Source organism: Methylorubrum suomiense, from assembly GCF_022179765.1.
Taxonomy (GTDB): Bacteria; Pseudomonadota; Alphaproteobacteria; order Rhizobiales; family Beijerinckiaceae; genus Methylobacterium; species Methylobacterium suomiense.
In genome coordinates, this window is the sequence record NZ_BPRE01000001.1 from 237,897 (window position 1) to 255,215 (window position 17,319).

Below are 17,319 nucleotides of genomic sequence, written 5' to 3' on the forward strand. Positions count from 1 at the left end.
GAAGGTGCGTGAACGCTCCGATCCCCTATCACCCCTCCGTCGAGCAGCTCCGCACCGACGAGGACGACATCCACGCGCAGATGCTGGCGACCTTCGCCAAGATTCAGGGCACCACCTTCAAGGATTACGGCCGGGCGGTACGCGGGGTGCACGCCAAGAGCCACGGCCTGCTGGAGGGCCGGCTGGAGGTTCTGCCCGATCTGCCCCTCGAACTGGCGCAGGGTGCCTTCGCGAAGGCCCGCACCTACGACGCGATCCTGCGTTTCTCGACCAATCCCGGCGACATCCTCGACGACAGCGTGTCGACCCCGCGGGGGCTCGCGCTCAAGCTCGTCGGCATCGAGGGCGAACGGCTGCCCGGGGCCGAGGGGACGACGCAGGATTTCGTGATGGCCAACGCGCCCGCCTTCACGGCGCCGGACGACGCGGCCTTCCTCAAGAGCCTCAAGCTGCTGGCGGCCACGACCGACACCCCGCAGGTGTTCAAGAAGGCCTTCTCCGCCGTGTTGCGCGGCGTCGAGACCGTTCTGGAGAGCGTGGGCACCAAGAGCCCGACCCTGATCTCCATGGGCGGCCATCCCGAGACGCATATCCTCGGCGAGACCTTCTTCAGTCAGGTGCCGGTGCGCTGGGGCGATTACGTCGCCAAGGTCGCCGTCGCCCCCGTCTCACCCGAGCTGACGGCGCTGACCGGCGCCGCCCTCAACGTCAACGGCAAGCCGGACGGATTGCGCGAGGCGGTCAGGGCCTTCTTCGCCGAGCACGAGGGCGTGTGGGAGTTGCGGGCGCAGCTGCGCACGGGCGAGGACTCGATGCCGGTCGAGGATGCCTCCGTGCCTTGGCCGGAGGAGGAGAGCCCCTACGTCGCGGTGGCGCGGCTCACCGTGCCGCGCCAGGATTCCTGGAGCGAGGACAAGGTGCGGCGGATCGACGACGGGCTCGCCTTCAATCCCTGGCACGGGGTCGAGGCGCACCGTCCGCTCGGCGCGATCATGCGGGCACGCCGCGCCGCCTACCCGGCCTCCGCCGGTTTCCGCGCCGAGCATAACGGCTGCCCGATCCACGAGCCGGGCCGGCGATAATCCGGTCAGCGCCGGTCCGGCGTCAGGGTGGCGAGGGCGTCGGCCAGGGCATCGACCTGCTCCTCGCTATGGGCCGCCGAGAACGCGACGCGCAGGCGGGCGGTGCCCGGCGCCACCGTCGGGGGGCGGATCGCCACCACGAGGAAGCCGCGCTTCTCCAGAGCCGCCGACAGGGCCAGGGCGGCCTCGGCCTCGCCGACCAGCACCGGCACGACCGGGCTCTCCGCCTCGGCCAGACCGAGCCGCGCGGTGAAGCGGCGGGCGAGCGCCAGCGGCCGGGCGGCGCGCTCAGGCTCGCTCTCGACGATGGCCAGCGCCGCCAGCGCCGCCGCCGCCGAGGCCGGGGGCAGACCGGTGGTGTAGACGAGGCTTCGCGCCCGGCTCGTCAGGAGGTCGATGACGGCCCGCGAGGCGCAGAGATAGCCGCCGTAGGAGCCGAGGGTCTTCGACAGCGTGCCCATCTCCAGCGGCGCCCGGGGTCCGGGCTCGACCACGCCGAGGCCGTGGGCGTCGTCGACGAGCGTCCAGGCATCGTAATCCTGGGCCAGCGTCAGGATCTCGGGCAACGGCGCGCGGTCGCCGTCCATGCTGAAGATCCGCTCGGTAAGGATCAGCGCGCGCCGAACCGATCCACGATGCGCGCGCAGCAGCGCCTCGAGGGCCTCGAGGGCGTTGTGGGGAAATACCTCGACCCGCGCCCCCGACATCCGCGCGCCCGCGAACAGGCAGGAATGGCCGAGTTCGTCGATCAGGATCAGGTCGCCGGGGCCGACCAGGGCCGGCGCGATCCCGAGATTGGCGAGATAGCCGGAGCCGAACACCAGGGCCGCCTCCTTGCCCTTGTGCCGGGCGAGCCGCTCCTCCAGCGCCGCGAGCGGCGGGCTGTTGCCGGTGACGAGCCGCGACGCGCCGGCACCGGCACCGTAGCGGGCGAGCGCCTCGGCGGCGGCGGCGATCACCCGCGGATCGTGGGACAGGCCGAGATAATCGTTGCACGAGAACGAGACGAGCGTGCGCCCCGCCCGCTCCGCCCCGGCCGCCGGGCCTCGGGCCGTGGGGACGAGGCGACGGCGCAGAGAGGCCGCGTCGAGGCCGGCGAGTTTTTCGGCAGCGAAGGCGTCGAGGCTGTCGGACATGATGCCTGAAGCGACGGGGGAGCGGGCGATGTCAAGCGCCGCCTGGGAAGAGCCCTGCCCAGGCGACGGCACGAGGATCGACGGCCCCGAACCCACCGGCCTCCGGGGCGTTGCCCGCCCGACGCCCCGACCGAGCCGGATCTCACCGATGCGCCTTTCCCTCGCCGCCCTCGCCCTCGCCGTGATCGCGCTTCCCCTGGCAACTCCGGTCCGGGCCGGTCCCGCGCAGGATTATACCTTCGGCGAACAGCGTTTTCGCCGGGCCTGCCCCCCGCCGCTCAAATACGCCGCGGGCGCCTGCGTGCGCCGCTGCCCGGCGGGATACGAAGCCCTCGGCCGCTACTGTCGCTTCCGCAGCATGCGGCGCTGATCGCCACCGCTTGATTGGCCCCGGTCCCGGCGCGGGGCGGGATCCCGCAGCCGCGCCGTCGCCGCGCCGGGCCGCTATCGGTGCTTGCAAGCGACCGTCGGCTGTTACCCAACCGAGCCGGTCGCGGCCGCGGACCGGCTTGCGCCGTGTGCCGCCCCGTGCAACCTTGGGCACGTCCGATACAGACGATACGGGAGAGCCCAGGCCGCTCGCGAGAGGGGCTATGGCGCCGACGGAGCAACCACCCCCGGAAACTCTCAGGCACAATCACCGTATCGTTGGACAATCTGGAGAGAGGCGCCGTCCGGCGCCCACCGAAGGAGAAACCCTGAGCCCGAAGGGCTGAGGGGAAGCTCTCAGGTAACCGCGACAGATGGGGGCACCTCGCTCGGCCGACCGGCCGGCGAGCGCCGCATGTCGTGGGGTTGCCCGATGAGTCCGAACGCCGCCGGGGCGTCGTCGCCGTCCGAATCCATCTCCGTCGCACCGCCGCTCGCGCAGACGCCGCTGCACGCCTTCCATCTGCGCCACGGCGCCAAGATGGTGCCGTTTGCCGGCTATGCGATGCCGCTTCAGTATCCGGCGGGGCTGCTGCAGGAGCATCGTCACACCCGCCGGGCGGCTGGACTGTTCGACGTGTCGCATATGGGCCAGATCGTGCTGAGGCCGCGCTCGGGCGAGGTCGCGGAGGCGGCACGCGCCCTTGAGGCGGTGATCCCGATCGACGTGCTGGGGCTCGCCGAAGGGCGCCAGCGCTACGCCTTCCTGACCGATGCGGCCGGGGGCATCCTCGACGACCTGATGGTGGCCCACCTGCCGGGGCGCCTCGTCGTCGTGGTCAACGCCGCCAACAAGGCGGCGGACACCGCCCATCTTCGGGCGACCCTGCCGGACAGCGTCGCGGTCGAGCCGGTGCTGGGGGGGCTCATCGCCCTGCAGGGGCCCAACGCCGCCGCCGCCCTCGGGCGCTTGCTCGGTCACCCGGCCGATCTCGAAGCGATGCGGTTCATGGACGTGCGGGAGGTCGCGATCTTCGGTGCGCCCTGCCTCGTCAGCCGCTCCGGCTATACCGGCGAGGACGGCTTCGAGATCGCCGTCCCGGCGGAGGCCGCCGAGGCCTTGGCTGAGGCCTTGATCGCCGATGCATCGGTGCTGCCGGTGGGCCTGGGCGCCCGCGATTCCCTGCGCCTGGAGGCCGGCCTGCCGCTCCACGGCGCCGATATCGATCCCGGCACCAGTCCGGTCGAGGCCGGGCTCGCCTGGGCGATCTCGCCCGTGCGCCGCAGCGGCGGGGCCCGCGTGGGCGGGTTCCCGGGGGCCGCACGGATCCTCGAGGAGATCACCAGGGGCCCGGCCCGGCGCCGCGTCGGCTTGAGGCCGGAGGGCCGGGCGCCGGTGCGGGCCGGGGCGATGCTCTTCGCGGACGCGGCGGCGGACGAGGCGATCGGCCACGTCACCTCCGGCGGCTTCGGCCCGAGCCTCGAGGCCCCCGTGGCCATGGGCTTCGTTCCTGCGGCGCTCGCAGCCCCCGGAACCCGCGTCTTCGCCGAGCTGCGCGGAACGCGCCTGCCGCTCGTCGTCTCGCGCCTTCCCTTCGTCCCGGCCGGCTTCAAGCGCGGCTGATCCCCTCCCCCCTCTGCAGGAGAACCGAACCATGCTGCGTTTCACCGACGAGCACGAATGGCTGCGCCTCGACGGCGACACCGCCACCATCGGCATCACGGCCCATGCGGCCGAGCAACTCGGCGATCTCGTCTACGTCGAGCTGCCCAAGGTCGGCGCCAAACTCACCAAGGGCGAAGCGGCCGCTGTGGTCGAGTCCGTCAAGGCGGCCTCCGACGTCTACGCCCCGCTCTCCGGCGAGGTCACCGAAGTGAACGAGGCGGCCGGCAGCGATCCCGCCTCGATCGGCGGCGATCCGCAGGGGGCGGGCTGGCTCTACCGGCTGAAGCTCGACGATCCGTCCGACATGGACGCGCTGATGGACGAGGCGGCCTACGCGGACTTCGCGAAGTAGGGCCGCCGCTGCTGCTGCTCATCCCATCCATCCCCCTCATCCTGAGGTGCCCGCCTTGGCGGGCCTCGAAGGAGGGCTCCAGGGATCATGCGACTTCCGGAGCCCTCCTTCGAGGCTTCCGCTGCGCTCCGGCAGCTCAGGATGAGGGGATGGGTGGGAATGGGAGCAGCGGAGCACCCGCCATCGGCTCGACCGCCATTTCCTGACGCCGCGGCCATCGGCTGCCCACGAGGATTCCCCCATGAAATACGATCGTCACGATCCCTTCGACTTCGCCGCACGGCGTCACATCGGCCCCAAGCTCTCCGAAATCGACCAGATGCTGGAGACGGTCGGCGCGACGTCGCTTCCTGCATTGATCGACGAGACCCTCCCCCCCGATATCCGGCAGGCCGCCTATCTCGATATCGGCACCTCCCTCACCGAACGGCGCTCGCTGGAGAAGCTGCGGGCGACCGCCAACAAGAACCGGCTCCTCGTCTCGCTGATCGGCCAAGGCTATCACGGCACGACGATGCCGCCCGCGATCCAGCGGAACATCTTCGAGAATCCGGCCTGGTACACCGCCTACTCGCCCTACCAGCCGGAGATCAGCCAGGGGCGGCTCGAAGCCCTTCTCAACTTCCAGACCCTTGTCTGCGACCTGACCGGGCTCGACGTCGCCAACGCGTCCTTGCTGGACGAGGCCACCGCCGCGGCCGAGGCCATGGGCATGGCCAAGCGCGTGGCGAAATCCGACAAGGCCGTGTTCTTCGTCGATCAGGACTGCCTGCCTCAGACCATCGCCGTCCTGAGGACCCGCGCGGCCCCGCTCGGCTGGGAGATCGTGGTCGGTGATCCCTTCGCGGATCTGGACCCCGGCACCGTGTTCGGGGCGCTGTTCCAGTATCCGGGCGTGAACGGCGCCATCCACGACTTTTCGGACAGGATCGCGGCGCTTCATGACGCCGGCGCGCTCGCCGTGGTCGCCGCCGATCCGCTGGCGCTGACACTCCTGAAACCGCCGGGAGAGATGGGGGCCGACATCGCGGTCGGCTCGATGCAGCGCTTCGGCGTGCCGATGGGGTTCGGCGGCCCGCACGCCGCCTACATGGCGACCCGCGACGCCCACAAGCGGGCGCTGCCGGGGCGGATCGTCGGCGTCTCGGTCGATGCCCGCGGCAACCGCGCGTACCGCCTCGCGCTCCAGACCCGCGAGCAGCATATCCGCCGCGAGAAGGCGACTTCGAACATCTGCACCAGCCAAGTGCTGCTCGCCGTCATCGCCTCGATGTTCGCCGTCTATCACGGGCCGGCGGGGCTGAAGGCCATCGCGCTGCGCGTGCACCGCGACGCCGTTCGACTTGCCGCTGGCCTTGAACAGCTTGGCTTCACGGTGAGTCCCAGAAATTTCTTCGACACGATCACCGTCGAGGTCGGGCCGTTCCAGGGCGTGATCCTGAAAAGCGCCGTCGAGAACGGGGTGAACCTGCGCAAGGTCGGCGCCGACCGCATCGGCATCAGCGTCGATCAGCGCACCCGCTCCGACATCGTCGAAGCGGTGTGGCGCGCCTTCGGCGGGACGGATCTCGCCTACGACGACGCCTATCCGGCGCCGCGCCTGCCCGCGGCGCTGGAGCGGACCTCGGAATACCTCACCCACCCGATCTTCCACATGAACCGGGCCGAGAGCGAGATGACGCGCTACATGCGCCGCCTCGCGGACCGCGACCTCGCCCTCGACCGGGCGATGATCCCGCTCGGCTCCTGCACGATGAAGCTCAACGCCACCGCCGAGATGCTGCCGGTCTCCTGGCCGGAATTCGCGGAGCTGCACCCGTTCGTGCCGCCGGATCAGGCGGAGGGTTACCGCGAACTGATCGACGACCTGTCGGAGAAGCTCTGCGCGATCACCGGCTACGACGCGATCTCGATGCAGCCCAATTCCGGCGCGCAGGGCGAGTATGCCGGGCTGCTCGCCATCCGCCGCTATCACCTGTCGCGGGGCGAGCCGCACCGGACGGTCTGCCTGATCCCGTCCTCGGCCCACGGCACCAATCCGGCCTCGGCGCAGATGTGCGGGATGAGCGTGGTCGTCGTCGGCGCCGACGCGCACGGCAATATCGACGTCGAGGATTTCAGGAAGAAGGCCGAACAGCATGCCGAGAAACTCGCGGCCTGCATGATCACCTATCCCTCCACCCACGGCGTGTTCGAGGCGCGGGTGCGGGAACTCTGCGACATCGTCCATGCGCAGGGCGGACAGGTCTATCTCGACGGGGCGAACCTCAACGCCATGGTCGGGCTGGCGCGGCCCGGGGACATCGGTGCGGATGTCAGCCATCTCAACCTGCACAAGACCTTCTGCATCCCCCATGGCGGCGGCGGGCCGGGCATGGGCCCGATCGGGGTGAAGACGCACCTGATCCCGTTCCTGCCCTCCGATCCCCGGAGCGGCGAGGAGGGGGCCGTTTCGGCGGCGCCCTTCGGTTCGGCCTCGATCCTCCCGATCTCGTGGAGCTACTGCCTGATGATGGGCGGGCGCGGCCTGACCCAGGCGACGCGGGTGGCGATCCTGAACGCCAACTACATCGCCGCGCGCCTCTCCGGCGCCTATCCCATCCTCTATTCGGGCCGGGCGGGCCGCGTGGCGCATGAATGCATCATCGACGTCCGGCCGTTCCAGAAGAGCGCCGGGATCACCGTCGAGGACATCGCCAAGCGACTGATCGATTGCGGCTTCCACCCGCCGACCATGAGCTGGCCCGTCGCCGGCACGCTGATGATCGAGCCGACCGAATCCGAGACCAAGGCCGAGATCGACCGCTTCTGCGACGCCCTGCTGGCGATCCGCGAGGAGATCCGGGCGATCGAGGACGGGCGGATGGACCGGGCGAACAATCCGCTCAAACACGCTCCCCACACGGTGCAGGATCTGATCGGCGAGTGGGACCGTCCCTATTCCCGCGAGGCCGCGTGCTTTCCCTCCGGGTCGCTCCGGATGGACAAGTACTGGCCTCCGGTGAACCGGGTCGACAACGCCTACGGCGACCGCAACCTCGTCTGCTCCTGCCCGCCGCCGGAGGCCTATGCCGAGGCGGCGGAGTAGGAGACGGCTCCCCTCGCCCACCCGAGTCGGACCAGCCTGACTCGGGCAAACGCTCGCCGATCTCGGGGGCTGCCCGAGATCGGGAGGCGAGAAGCGGCGCACGTTTGACTCGGCGGCTTCGACCCCCCAATCCCGCACGCCATGACCGCGCGCGACAGCCATCCTCTCTGGCGGCCCTACACCCAGATGAAGAGTGCCGCTCCGCCGCTCGAAGCGGTGGCGACGCGGGGCTCCCGCATCGTGCTGGCCGACGGGCGCGAGCTGATCGACGGCATCGCCTCGTGGTGGACCGCCGTCCACGGCTACAATCATCCCCACATCGCGGCATCCGTCGCGGATCAGCTCGCCGCGATGCCGCATGTCATGTTCGGCGGGCTCACCCACGCCCCGGCCGAGCGGCTGGCGCAGCGCCTGACCGAGCGGCTGCCGGGCGACCTGAACCACGTCTTCTTCACCGATTCCGGCTCCGTCGCCGTCGAGGTCGCGCTGAAGATGGCGGTGCAGCTCTGGCTCAACCGCGGCAAGACCGGCCGCACCCGGGTGCTCGCCTTCCGCGGCGGCTATCACGGCGACACGATGGGGGCGATGTCGGCCTGCGACCCCGAGGAGGGGATGCATCGCCGCTTCGGTGCCTACCTGCCGACCCAGGTTTTTTGCGAGTTGCCGCGGACGGCCGATCAGGAAGCCGCGCTCGACGCCGCGCTCGCCCGTCATCGCCACGAACTCGCGGCCGTGATCGTCGAGCCCCTGGTTCAGGGGGCGGGCGGGATGCTGACCCATCCGCCCGAAGTGCTCGCCACGGTGGCCCGCCTCGCCCGCCGACACGGTCTGCCGCTGATCGCCGACGAGATCTTCACCGGGTTCGCCCGCACCGGCACCTTGTTCGCCTGCGAGCAGGCCGGCATCGTGCCCGACATCCTGTGCCTGTCCAAAGCCCTGACCGGCGGCACGATGGCACTCGCCGCCACCGTCGCGACCACCGAGATCTTCTCCGCCTTCTGGTCGGACGATCCCGCCGCCGCGCTGATGCACGGGCCGACCTTCATGGCCAATCCGCTGGCCTGCGCGGCGGCCAATGCCAGCCTCGACCTGTTCGAGACCGAGCCGCGCCTGGAGCAGGCCCGCGCCATCGCGACGCGGCTGGAGGACGGCCTGCGTCCGCTCGCCCGATCGCCGGGCGTACGGGCGGTACGCGTGCTCGGCGCCATCGGCGCGGTGCAATTCGCCGAGGCACCGGATCTCACCGCGCTGAAGCAACGCCTCGTCGCCCGCGGCGTCTGGGTGCGGCCCTTCGGCGACATCCTGTACCTGACGCCCGCCCTGACCGTGCCGGAGGACGACCTCGACCGGCTGATCGCGGCGGTCGTGGCGGAGACCAGAGCTCTCGCCTGAGACGCGATCGCGCCGATCCCGGTCTCTTCCAGGCATCTCGGACAGCGCACATCCTTCCGCAACCGATCGAAGCCGCGAACGAAGCGTAGAAGCCAGGAATAGCGAAGGCCCCGGAAAAGACCGGCGACGCCCGAGACCAGACGAGACCGGAATGGATCCTCGCGAGCGATCGCAGGCCAGGCAAGTCGCTCCGGGTTGACCTCGCTGCGCGAGCGCGGGACCCTGCAACCCGCAGCGGGGTTTCTCGTTGGATCATCGCGGCCCCCGGATGGTTTCAGCGCCGGAAACGGACAAGCCGGCGAACAACTTGGGTCGTGGGGGCAATCGGGGAGAGCCAGGTGGCGAGCCAGATCGAGACGACGAACCCGCAAGACCGGCGCGACGATGCGCGCGAGGGCGATCGCCCCGTTATCCTCCTGGTGGAGGACGAGGCACTGACCATCATGGATTTGGGCGACGTGCTGGAGGATGGCGGCTACGACACGGTGCAATGCGCCTCCGCGGAGCGCGCGCTCTCGATCCTGCAGAACCGACCCGACATCTGCGGCCTCGTGACCGATGTGGAATTGTCGGGGCGCGTGAATGGCTTCGAGCTCGCCACCTCCGTGGCCCAGGCCCGACCCGACCTGCCGATCCTGATCGTCTCCGGCCGGGCCGCCCCCGATCCCGAGCGCATGCCGGCCGGCGCCCAGTTCATCGCCCGCCCCTGCGCGGGCGAGGACATCCTGGCGCGGCTCAAGGGGCTGATGCCGACCTGCTGAGCGGATCGTGTCCGGCGGAAAGCAGGGTGACGGCAGTCCCCCCGCACTTCCGCATGACGACCCTCGCGACATGCGATGGCGCCGCTCCGTCGCATGGATGGCTCACGCGTCGCCGAGCACGGGCTTCCGTTTCACGAGCCGAGCCTCTGGGCAGGGCAGCATAACGGCTGCCCTTCCTGTCCTTCCCGCCCTCGGCTGCCTCCGAAGTGTCAGAATGAAACGCCGAACCGCCCGGAGGCTCATGGCCCTGCGGCGCAGAGAGGGCGTGCGCCGGCCATCATCGAAAGTCGGCAAAAAATCGCCCTGCGGCCTCGTGCCCGACCGCGGCCGTGGAGAAAAAGCTCTGCACAATGAATTCGCCGTTCATCCAACGTTCGAACGGCGCGAGCGATGGTGAGGCGTGAAGCCTGGCCGTGGGAGTCCCTGCGGTCCGTCCCATAGAACGCCGACGCCGGACGCCTCCCTTGAAGATCGCCGTCATCGCTCATCTCAAGTTCCCGATCGGCCAGCCCTATCTCGGAGGGCTGGAGATGCACACGCATCACTTGGCCGGCGCCCTGCGCCGCCGCGGGCACCGGGTCACCCTCTTCGCCGCCGCCGGCTCGGATCCGGCGCTCGTGCCCGATCCGGTCTGCCCGCCGACCGGCGACGCGCTCGGCGACCCCGTCGCCTTCGAGCGGATCGCCCGCGCCGAACACGCCGCCTACGAGCGGATCGTCGAGGCGATCGCCCAGGGCGGCTTCGACGTGATCCACAACAACAGCCTCCACCCCCTGCCGCTCAAGGCGAGCAACCATCTGGTCGCACCGATGGTGACGGCGCTGCACACCCCGCCCTTCGACTCGCTGACGGAAGGCGTGCTGGCGGCCAAGCCCGGCATGATCTTCGCCGCGGTCTCGCCCTCGCTGGCACAGGAATGGGCCGAGCTGGCGCCGAACGCCCGCATCATCGGCAACGGCATCGATCTCTCGACCTTCGCCTTCAGCCCCGCCGCCGATCCCGCCGGTTACGTGTTCTGGAGCGGGCGGATCGTGCCCGAGAAGGGCACGCATCTGGCGATCGATGCCGCGCGCGGCCGGTATCCCCCTGCGCTTCGCCGGCCCGCAGCCGAACCCGCGCTACTGGGACGAGTGGATCGCCCCGAGGCTCGGCGAGGGCGTGACCTATGTCGGGCATCTCTCCCATGCCGCACTCGCTGGCCAGCTCGGCGGCGCGCGGGCGGCCATCGTATCGCCGCGCTGGGAGGAGCCGTTCGGCCTCGTCGTCGCCGAGGCGCTTGCCTGCGGCACGCCGGTCGCGGCCTTCGCCCGCGGGGCGATCCCCGACATCGTCGACCGCCAATCCGGTGCGCTGGCCCGGGCGGACGATGTGGCGGATCTCGCCCGCGCCATCACCCGCGCGGTTGGCCTCGACCGACGCGCCTGCCGCCGCCGTGCCGAGACGCTGTACGACGCCGACGTGATGACCGACGGCTACGAGGATCTCTATCGCGAGGTGCTGGCCGGCGAGACGCCCGCGCGGCGTCCGACGCGGCCCGTCCTCGAACGCCTGATCGCCTGACCGCCATGGCGCCGCTTCCCGGCCCGGCCGTCATCTGCATCCCGGCCCGCAACGAGGCCGAGCGGCTGCCGCGGCTACTGCGGGCGCTCGACCGGCAGGACGGCTTTTCCTCCGTCCACCGTTTGCGGGTCGTGGTGGTCGCCAACAATTGCACCGACGGCACCGTCGCCGTCGCGCGCGGGCTACCCCTCGACAGGATCGACCTGCGCCTGATCGAAGCGACCTTCGCCGGCGCCGAGGCCCATGTCGGCACCGCTCGACGCCGGGCGCTCGATCTGGGCGCCGAATGGCTGGAGGCTGACGGCGCGCCCGACGGCGTGCTCCTGACCACCGACGCCGATGCCCGGCTCGATCCGTCCTGGGTCGTCGCGAACCTGCGCGCCCTCGAGGGCGCCGAGATCGTCGGCGGACGCCTCGTCATCGACGACGAGGGCGACGATCTCGGGGACACCGATCCGGTGCTTGCCGCCTTCCACGCCCAGGTGGAGCGCTACTGGGCGGGCGTGCGCCTCTTGGAGGACAGCCTGGATCCGCCTCCGCACGATCCGGCCCCGCGCCACGGCGATCATACCGGCGGCAGTCTCGCGCTGCGCGCCTCGCTCTACCGCGCGGTCGGCGGCCTGCCGGCCCTGCCGCGGGGCGAGGACAACGCGCTGGTGGCGGCCGTTCAACGGGCGGGGGGCCGCCTGCGCCACTGTCCCGCCGTCTCGGTGCAGGTTTCGGCCCGCACCGCCGGGCGCGCGGAGGGCGGCATGGCCGTCGAGATGCTGCGCCGCGCCCGCGTGGTGCGCGGCGGCGAAGCCTATCGCCTGCCGGAGGCGGGCTTCTGGCGCGACCTGATCCTGCGCCGGGCCCGCCTGCGCCGGGCTTGGCGCGAGGGCGCCGCCATCGACACCCTCGCGGGCCTGGGGCTGGACGCGCAGGACCGCGCCGCCATCCTGGCCGATTGCCCCAACGACATCGCCTTCGTCGAGCGCACGATGGCCCACCTCGCGCCGAACGATCCCCCGGCGCCCGAATGCGGGCTGGATCAGGCGCTGGCCGATCTCGACGCGCTGGCGGCGCAACTCCGGCAGGACGCCGCGGCGTGACGCGACCCGTCGGTTACTATGTCCATCACCAGGGGGCGGGGCACTGGCAGCGCGCGGTGGCGCTCGGTCACGCGTTGCGGGCGCTCGGACGACCCTGCACCCTGATCGGCACCTTCGCGGGGATCGATACGGCCGCCGCGCCGGGCCCCGTGCTCGACCTGCCCGACGACCGCCTCGCCGACACCTTCGATGGGCGGGACGGGGCGGCCGGACGGCCCGACGCCTTCCACTACGCGCCGCTGAACCATCCAGGGATCCGCACCCGCATGGGGCGGATCGCCGCCTGGGCCGCCGAGAACGACCCGGCGCTGATGATCGTCGACGTCTCCTGCGAGGTCGCGCTGTTCGCCCGGCTCCTGTCGGTGCCGAGCCTCGTCGTACGGCTCTCGGGGTCGCGCACCGATACGCCCCATCTCGAAGCCTTTCGGGCAGCCAGCCGCTTGCTCGCGCCGTTTCCGGCGTCGCTCGACGGCGGCGACGTGCCGGAATGGGTTCGGGACAAGACGGATTTTGCCGGCTTCCTCGGTGCGGAATCGGCGCCTTCGCAGCCCGAGGACGGGCGCATCGTCGTCGTGTTCGGCCGCGGCGGCGAGGGCGGCGCGTTCCCCCGCCTCGCGGAGGCCGCCGCCCGCGTGCCGGATCGTGAGTGGCACGTGCTCGGCCCCGTGACCGGCGCGGGCACGGCCCCGAAAAACCTGCATTGTCACGGCTGGGTCGGCGACGTGCGCCCCCACCTCGCCGCCGCCGCGCTCGTGATCGGCGGCGCGGGCGACGGTCTCGTCACCGCGGTGGCCGCGCAGGGCAAGCGCTTCCTCTGCCTCCCGGAGGCCCGCGCCTACGGCGAACAGGAGGCCAAGGCGGAGGGGCTCGCGCGGCTCGGTGCGGCCCTCGTCCATCCCGGCTGGCCGGAGGTCGAGGCGTGGCCGAGCCTCGTCGCGCGGGGGCTCGCTCTCGACCCCACCCGTATCCGAGCCCTCGTCGAGCCCGACGCCCTCGCCCGCACGGCGGCCTCGATCGAGGCTTTGTGTCGGGGCTGACGGGACGGAACCCGCGACGATGTCGCGTCGGGAAGGACGCCGGCGGGGTTCGCGGGACCCGCGCCCCGCGTCAGGGATACCACACCGCTTAGGGCTGCACGCGCTCGACGAGGGCCAGCATGGCCAGCTGCACCTCCGTCAAGGTCGATCCGGATGCGTCGGTGATCGTGGGCGCGTCGGTCCGAGCCGCCCGCAGATCGTAGACCGCCAGCAGCGCTTCGCTCGCCGTGTCGTGCAGGCTCGGTTCGGGCCGGTCCGCCCCGATGCATTCGACCCTGTACATCTTGGTGTCCGATCTCTGTACGACACCGTACCGAACACATGAGATGCGTATCGGTTCAATATCGATAGTCCTGATGCATGTTAATCACTGGTTGTCTGGAAATGTCCGTTTTCAGACGATTCTCAGCTTGTGAGCAATTTCCCATCGCGTTCGCCGACCAATCGGTTATGCGCCGAGAGCTTCATTTTGCTCAGCTTACGACCAAACTCCTTGCCCGCTCACTCGATCCCCCAGAACCGGCTGTTGGCCCAACTCAGCGCGGACGATCTCGCGCTGCTGCATCCGCATCTGCAGCCGGTGGATCTGCCCGTCGGCATGGTGTTGATCGAGCCCGACCGGCCGATCACTCACGCGGTGTTTCCCGAGACCGGGCTGTGTTCGGTGATCGCGAGCATGCAGGAGCGCAATCGCATCGAGATTGGTCTGTTCGGGCGGGACGGGCTCGCTGGCACCGTCCTCGTGCTCGGCAGCAATCGGGTGCCGCACCAGACCTTCATGCAGGTGTCCGGCGCCGGCTTGCGGATCGAGGCCGAGGCGCTGACGCAGGCGATCGAGGCCAGCGCCACCTTGCGCCTGCTCCTGCTGCGCTACACTCAGACCTTCCTGGTCCAGACCGCGCAGACGGCACTCGCCAATGCCAGCGCGCCGGCCGAGGAGCGGCTCGCCCGCTGGCTCGCGATGTACCATGATCGGCAGGACAGCGACGATCTCTCGGTCACGCACGAGTTCCTGTCGTTGATGCTGGGCGTGCGCCGGCCCACGGTGACCGTCGCCCTGCAGATGCTTGAGGGCGCGGGGCTGGTCCGGGCGCAGCGCGGGCGGGTGCGGGTGCTGAACCGCCCCGGCCTGATCGAGGCCGCGGGTCCGGCCTATGGGCCGGCGGAGGCGGAGTACGAGCGCCTGATCGGCCCCCTGCGCCGCAACGGCGCCGAGAGTGGCCCGGATCAGAGCAGCACATCGTAGGGCACTTCTTCCAGTACGGTGCCCGCCTCGTCGGTGATGACGAAGACGTTCCGCTTCCATTCGCGCGGCGGGCCGTAGACATGGGGCAGGCGCAGCATCTCCCGCAGCGTCTCGAGGGCGAGCGCGCGGGCCGCCGCGGCATCGGGTAGATCATCGCCTTCCTCATCGCGGATCAGCACGCCGTTGCGGCGGATGTTGAGGAAGTAGCGGGGCAGCGTCATCCCTCCCCGAACAGCCGCTCGTACTCCGCTTCCGCCGGACCGTAGCTGTCGCTCGCGAAATCCATCAGACCGGCCCGGTCCAGCACGATGACGCGGCCGCGCTTCGCCTGGATCAATCGGGTGCCTTCGAGGATGTGCAGGGCCGTCGTGACGCCCGGTCGACGCACGCCCAGCATCATCGCCATGAAGTCGTGCGTGATCGGCAGTTCGTCCCGGCCGAGGCGGTCCTGCGTCATGAGGATCCAACGCGCCAAGCGCGCCTCGATGTTGTAGTCGGCGTTGGCGTAGACGGTCTGCCCGACCTGTACGATCAGAGTCTGTACGTAACGCCCGAGCACGCCCCGCAGTGCCGCGCTGGCATCGAGTGCGGCGCAGAGTTCGGCGGCAGCGATCCGGAGAGCCGTGCCGTCGGCCTGCACCATGGCGTTGTGCGGGGTCCGATCGGTGCCGAGCAGAAGCGGCACGCCGATCATGCCCTCGCGTCCGACGAGACCGATCTCGACCCGCCCCTCGCGGGTGTCCGCGATCAGCGAGACGAGCCCATCCTCCAGGAAATAGGCATGGGCGATCGGCTGATCGGATGTGATGACGCATTCGCGGATCGTCATCGGCGTTTCCGCCAGATGCGGGGCGAGCCGGGCAAAGTCCTCCGCCGTCAAGGCAGCGAGAAGCCGATTGCGAAGAGCGGATTGTCGAAGCTGTGGCATGGCCCGGCTCCCGTTTGGGGCAAGAGCGCACGCCGTCTCCCAGCCGCCTGCGCCCGAACAATTCGGCAGGCGATGATATCTATATAGGTATCGGGGGACGCGTTGGCCTCGGATGTGCTCCGATCCAGTGGGATTCGGATTGTCGAGCAGAGACGTCGCGCAGTCGAGCGCCGGACAGCGTGACCGATTCAAACTGCTCCGGCGCGGACCTCGGGAAGCGCGATCCCGGCGATTTTGGATCGCAACGAACCGCGTCCAGTACGATTCCGGACAAAGGCGCCGGAACCTATTCCCGCCCCTGAGTCGGTCAGCTAGTACTATCTCATGAGCGTTTCCGGCTTGCCAAGTCTTCGCATGTACGACTTCAAGCAAACATATGTTGAGAAGACCGCCAGCCATCGCCGTGTAGTTTTGGTTGAAGCGGCTCCGATCATCGCTTCCGATCTCACGGATGCTGGTGCGAGAGCGGACCGGCATGCGCTCGGACCACCCCGAAGATCGCCGGAGACACGGTTCTTCTTGCTGCACCGGACGATGCTGAGCATCGTTTTTGTACAGGAACAGCGGGACGGAGCGGGCTGGGCCATGCTCGGGAATCCGCGCCGACGGGGAATGCCCAGGGTCGGCCACGCCGCCTGTACGGAGATGCCCGGGCGCGCGTCCGAACTCCGTGACATCCCCTTCCTGAGTCGACCGGCCTGGACGGACGACATCGTCGATACGGTGGCGCCGCCGCTGCCGGCGAGGAGCAGACCATGACCAGCCTGCAATCCCGTCTGCAATCGCAATTCGACATCGCGCTGCGTCCCCCATTGGGACCGCTCGATGGAATGGCCGGCCCTCTGGCCCGGCGCCTCGGCGCCCATGCTCCTCTCTCCAGCGACGACCTCGCCGCCCTGTCGCACCTCGCCATCCGAGAGGCGATGATCACCGCGCATACCGACCTCGTACGCCAGGGCGATGCGGCCGAGGGTGCCTTTCTCATTCTCGAGGGGATTGCCTGCCGCTACGTTCAGCGGGCCTCCGGCGCCCGCCAGATCCTTGCCCTGCTGCTGCCGGGAGATCTGTGCGACCCGGATCTGGCCCATCTCGAACGCTGGGACCACGGCATCGCCACGCTCTCACCCTGCCGGGTGGCCCGAGTGCCGCAGGCGGCGGTGGAGGATCTGATCGCCCATCATCCCGCCGTTGCGCTGGCGCTGCGGCGTTCCAAGCTGGAGGCCGAAGCGCGCAGCCGCAGCTGGCTGACGGCCCTGGGCATCGGGCTCGCCGTGGAGCGGCTGGTGCGCCTGTTTTTCGAGATCCTCGACCGGCTGCACGCCGTGGGATTGGCCGACCGCAACGAGGGCCCGCTGCCGCTGACGCAGGTCGATCTTGCCGAATGCATCGGCATCAGCACCGTCCACGTCAACCGCGTTCTGCAGGAACTGCGTCGTGCGGGACTTCTGGAGCTGAAAGGCGGTCGCCTGCGCCTCCTCGATCGCGCCAGCCTCGAAGCCGTGGCCGGCGAATAGGGACCGCGCGCAAGCACAGACTTGTGAAAGGAATAAGCCGGGACGCGTCGCCGCAACATCGGAAAGGTTAAGGACATATTCCGGAAGCCAAAATACC

At 70.1% G+C, this 17,319-nt stretch carries 16 protein-coding genes, 1 pseudogene and 1 riboswitch; of the genes and pseudogenes, 13 read left to right on the forward strand and 4 right to left on the reverse strand.

Annotated features, from left to right (window positions below):
- The first annotated feature begins 8 nt into the window (after positions 1-8).
- Positions 9-1,082 (forward strand): catalase family protein, encoded by a 1,074-nt coding sequence (locus MFF26_RS01075; protein ID WP_137830400.1) that lies wholly within the window; start codon positions 9-11, stop codon positions 1,080-1,082.
- A gap of 5 nt (positions 1,083-1,087) precedes the next feature.
- Here MFF26_RS01075 and MFF26_RS01080 read toward each other — a convergent pair whose 3' ends face one another.
- The gene (locus tag MFF26_RS01080) at positions 1,088-2,218 is read right to left on the reverse strand and encodes an aminotransferase class I/II-fold pyridoxal phosphate-dependent enzyme (protein WP_137830399.1); all 1,131 of its coding nucleotides are present in this window, start codon (positions 2,216-2,218) and stop codon (positions 1,088-1,090) included.
- A gap of 148 nt (positions 2,219-2,366) precedes the next feature.
- Here MFF26_RS01080 and MFF26_RS01085 point away from each other — a divergent pair, with 148 nt between their 5' ends.
- The 9 genes and pseudogenes from MFF26_RS01085 to MFF26_RS01130 all read left to right on the forward strand — a co-directional run bounded on the left by MFF26_RS01085 (position 2,367) and on the right by MFF26_RS01130 (position 13,534).
- Positions 2,367-2,588 (forward strand): hypothetical protein, encoded by a 222-nt coding sequence (locus tag MFF26_RS01085; protein WP_137830398.1) that lies wholly within the window; start codon positions 2,367-2,369, stop codon positions 2,586-2,588.
- A 181-nt stretch (positions 2,589-2,769) separates the two neighbouring features.
- Positions 2,770-2,871, forward strand: a riboswitch (glycine riboswitch).
- A 149-nt stretch (positions 2,872-3,020) separates the two neighbouring features.
- Positions 3,021-4,211, forward strand: a complete 1,191-nt coding sequence (gcvT, locus tag MFF26_RS01090) for a glycine cleavage system aminomethyltransferase GcvT (RefSeq protein WP_238307448.1) — start codon at positions 3,021-3,023, stop codon at positions 4,209-4,211.
- A 31-nt stretch (positions 4,212-4,242) separates the two neighbouring features.
- On the forward strand, positions 4,243-4,605 hold the full coding sequence (gene gcvH, locus MFF26_RS01095; RefSeq protein ID WP_137830397.1) for a glycine cleavage system protein GcvH: 363 nt from the start codon (positions 4,243-4,245) through the stop codon (positions 4,603-4,605).
- 241 nt (positions 4,606-4,846) lie between these two features.
- Positions 4,847-7,693, forward strand: a complete 2,847-nt coding sequence (gene gcvP / locus MFF26_RS01100) for an aminomethyl-transferring glycine dehydrogenase (RefSeq protein WP_137830396.1) — start codon at positions 4,847-4,849, stop codon at positions 7,691-7,693.
- 141 nt (positions 7,694-7,834) lie between these two features.
- Positions 7,835-9,085 (forward strand): adenosylmethionine--8-amino-7-oxononanoate transaminase, encoded by a 1,251-nt coding sequence (locus MFF26_RS01105; RefSeq protein ID WP_137830395.1) that lies wholly within the window; start codon positions 7,835-7,837, stop codon positions 9,083-9,085.
- A gap of 338 nt (positions 9,086-9,423) precedes the next feature.
- A complete protein-coding gene (locus MFF26_RS01110) occupies positions 9,424-9,846 on the forward strand; it encodes a response regulator (RefSeq protein ID WP_137830394.1) in 423 nt (140 codons plus the stop codon).
- Between the two features lie 464 nt (positions 9,847-10,310).
- A pseudogene (locus MFF26_RS26545) lies at positions 10,311-11,406 on the forward strand (glycosyltransferase family 4 protein).
- Between the two features lie 5 nt (positions 11,407-11,411).
- The gene (locus MFF26_RS01125; RefSeq protein ID WP_137830392.1) at positions 11,412-12,497 is read left to right on the forward strand and encodes a glycosyltransferase family 2 protein; all 1,086 of its coding nucleotides are present in this window, start codon (positions 11,412-11,414) and stop codon (positions 12,495-12,497) included.
- Positions 12,494-13,534 (forward strand): glycosyltransferase family protein, encoded by a 1,041-nt coding sequence (locus MFF26_RS01130; RefSeq protein ID WP_137830391.1) that lies wholly within the window; start codon positions 12,494-12,496, stop codon positions 13,532-13,534. Before MFF26_RS01125 ends, MFF26_RS01130 begins: the two co-directional genes overlap by 4 nt.
- 88 nt (positions 13,535-13,622) lie before the next feature.
- Here MFF26_RS01130 and MFF26_RS01135 read toward each other — a convergent pair whose 3' ends face one another.
- On the reverse strand, positions 13,623-13,817 hold the full coding sequence (locus MFF26_RS01135; RefSeq protein ID WP_137830390.1) for a hypothetical protein: 195 nt from the start codon (positions 13,815-13,817) through the stop codon (positions 13,623-13,625).
- 210 nt (positions 13,818-14,027) lie between these two features.
- Between MFF26_RS01135 and MFF26_RS01140 the strand changes: the two genes are divergently transcribed.
- On the forward strand, positions 14,028-14,780 hold the full coding sequence (locus tag MFF26_RS01140) for a Crp/Fnr family transcriptional regulator (protein ID WP_238307396.1): 753 nt from the start codon (positions 14,028-14,030) through the stop codon (positions 14,778-14,780).
- Here the strand turns inward: MFF26_RS01140 and MFF26_RS01145 are convergent.
- Together MFF26_RS01145 and MFF26_RS01150 are read right to left on the reverse strand one after the other, a co-directional pair.
- On the reverse strand, positions 14,762-15,001 hold the full coding sequence (locus MFF26_RS01145) for a DUF6894 family protein (RefSeq protein WP_137830389.1): 240 nt from the start codon (positions 14,999-15,001) through the stop codon (positions 14,762-14,764). The two genes, MFF26_RS01140 and MFF26_RS01145, sit on opposite strands and share 19 nt — an antisense overlap.
- Complete coding sequence (locus tag MFF26_RS01150; protein ID WP_137830388.1) at positions 14,998-15,708, reverse strand: Crp/Fnr family transcriptional regulator; 711 nt, start codon at positions 15,706-15,708, stop codon at positions 14,998-15,000. Before MFF26_RS01150 ends, MFF26_RS01145 begins: the two co-directional genes overlap by 4 nt.
- A 354-nt stretch (positions 15,709-16,062) precedes the next feature.
- Between MFF26_RS01150 and MFF26_RS01155 the strand changes: the two genes are divergently transcribed.
- Together MFF26_RS01155 and MFF26_RS01160 are read left to right on the forward strand one after the other, a co-directional pair.
- Entirely contained in the window at positions 16,063-16,467 is a 405-nt protein-coding gene (locus MFF26_RS01155) for a hypothetical protein (protein WP_137830387.1), read from the forward strand.
- Positions 16,464-17,222, forward strand: coding sequence for a Crp/Fnr family transcriptional regulator (locus MFF26_RS01160; protein WP_137830386.1), 759 nt, complete (start codon positions 16,464-16,466; stop codon positions 17,220-17,222). The genes MFF26_RS01155 and MFF26_RS01160 overlap by 4 nt, the downstream gene beginning before the upstream one ends.
- Positions 17,223-17,319: the final 97 nt, after the last annotated feature.

Bases quoted from the DNA above. Each gene is read 5' to 3' on its own strand.
- MFF26_RS01125 (WP_137830392.1), top strand. From the start codon at position 11,412: ATGGCGCCGCTTCCCGGCCCGGCCGTCATCTGCATCCCGGCCCGCAAC.
- gcvH (WP_137830397.1), top strand. From the start codon at position 4,243: ATGCTGCGTTTCACCGACGAGCACGAATGGCTGCGCCTCGACGGCGAC.
- MFF26_RS01085 (WP_137830398.1), top strand. From the start codon at position 2,367: ATGCGCCTTTCCCTCGCCGCCCTCGCCCTCGCCGTGATCGCGCTTCCC.
- gcvP (WP_137830396.1), top strand. From the start codon at position 4,847: ATGAAATACGATCGTCACGATCCCTTCGACTTCGCCGCACGGCGTCAC.
- MFF26_RS01135 (WP_137830390.1), bottom strand. From the start codon at position 13,817: ATGTACAGGGTCGAATGCATCGGGGCGGACCGGCCCGAACCGAGCCTG.
- MFF26_RS01080 (WP_137830399.1), bottom strand. From the start codon at position 2,218: ATGTCCGACAGCCTCGACGCCTTCGCTGCCGAAAAACTCGCCGGCCTC.
- MFF26_RS01145 (WP_137830389.1), bottom strand. From the start codon at position 15,001: ATGACGCTGCCCCGCTACTTCCTCAACATCCGCCGCAACGGCGTGCTG.
- gcvT (WP_238307448.1), top strand. From the start codon at position 3,021: ATGAGTCCGAACGCCGCCGGGGCGTCGTCGCCGTCCGAATCCATCTCC.
- MFF26_RS01150 (WP_137830388.1), bottom strand. From the start codon at position 15,708: ATGCCACAGCTTCGACAATCCGCTCTTCGCAATCGGCTTCTCGCTGCC.
- MFF26_RS01155 (WP_137830387.1), top strand. From the start codon at position 16,063: ATGTACGACTTCAAGCAAACATATGTTGAGAAGACCGCCAGCCATCGC.
- MFF26_RS01105 (WP_137830395.1), top strand. From the start codon at position 7,835: ATGACCGCGCGCGACAGCCATCCTCTCTGGCGGCCCTACACCCAGATG.
- MFF26_RS01160 (WP_137830386.1), top strand. From the start codon at position 16,464: ATGACCAGCCTGCAATCCCGTCTGCAATCGCAATTCGACATCGCGCTG.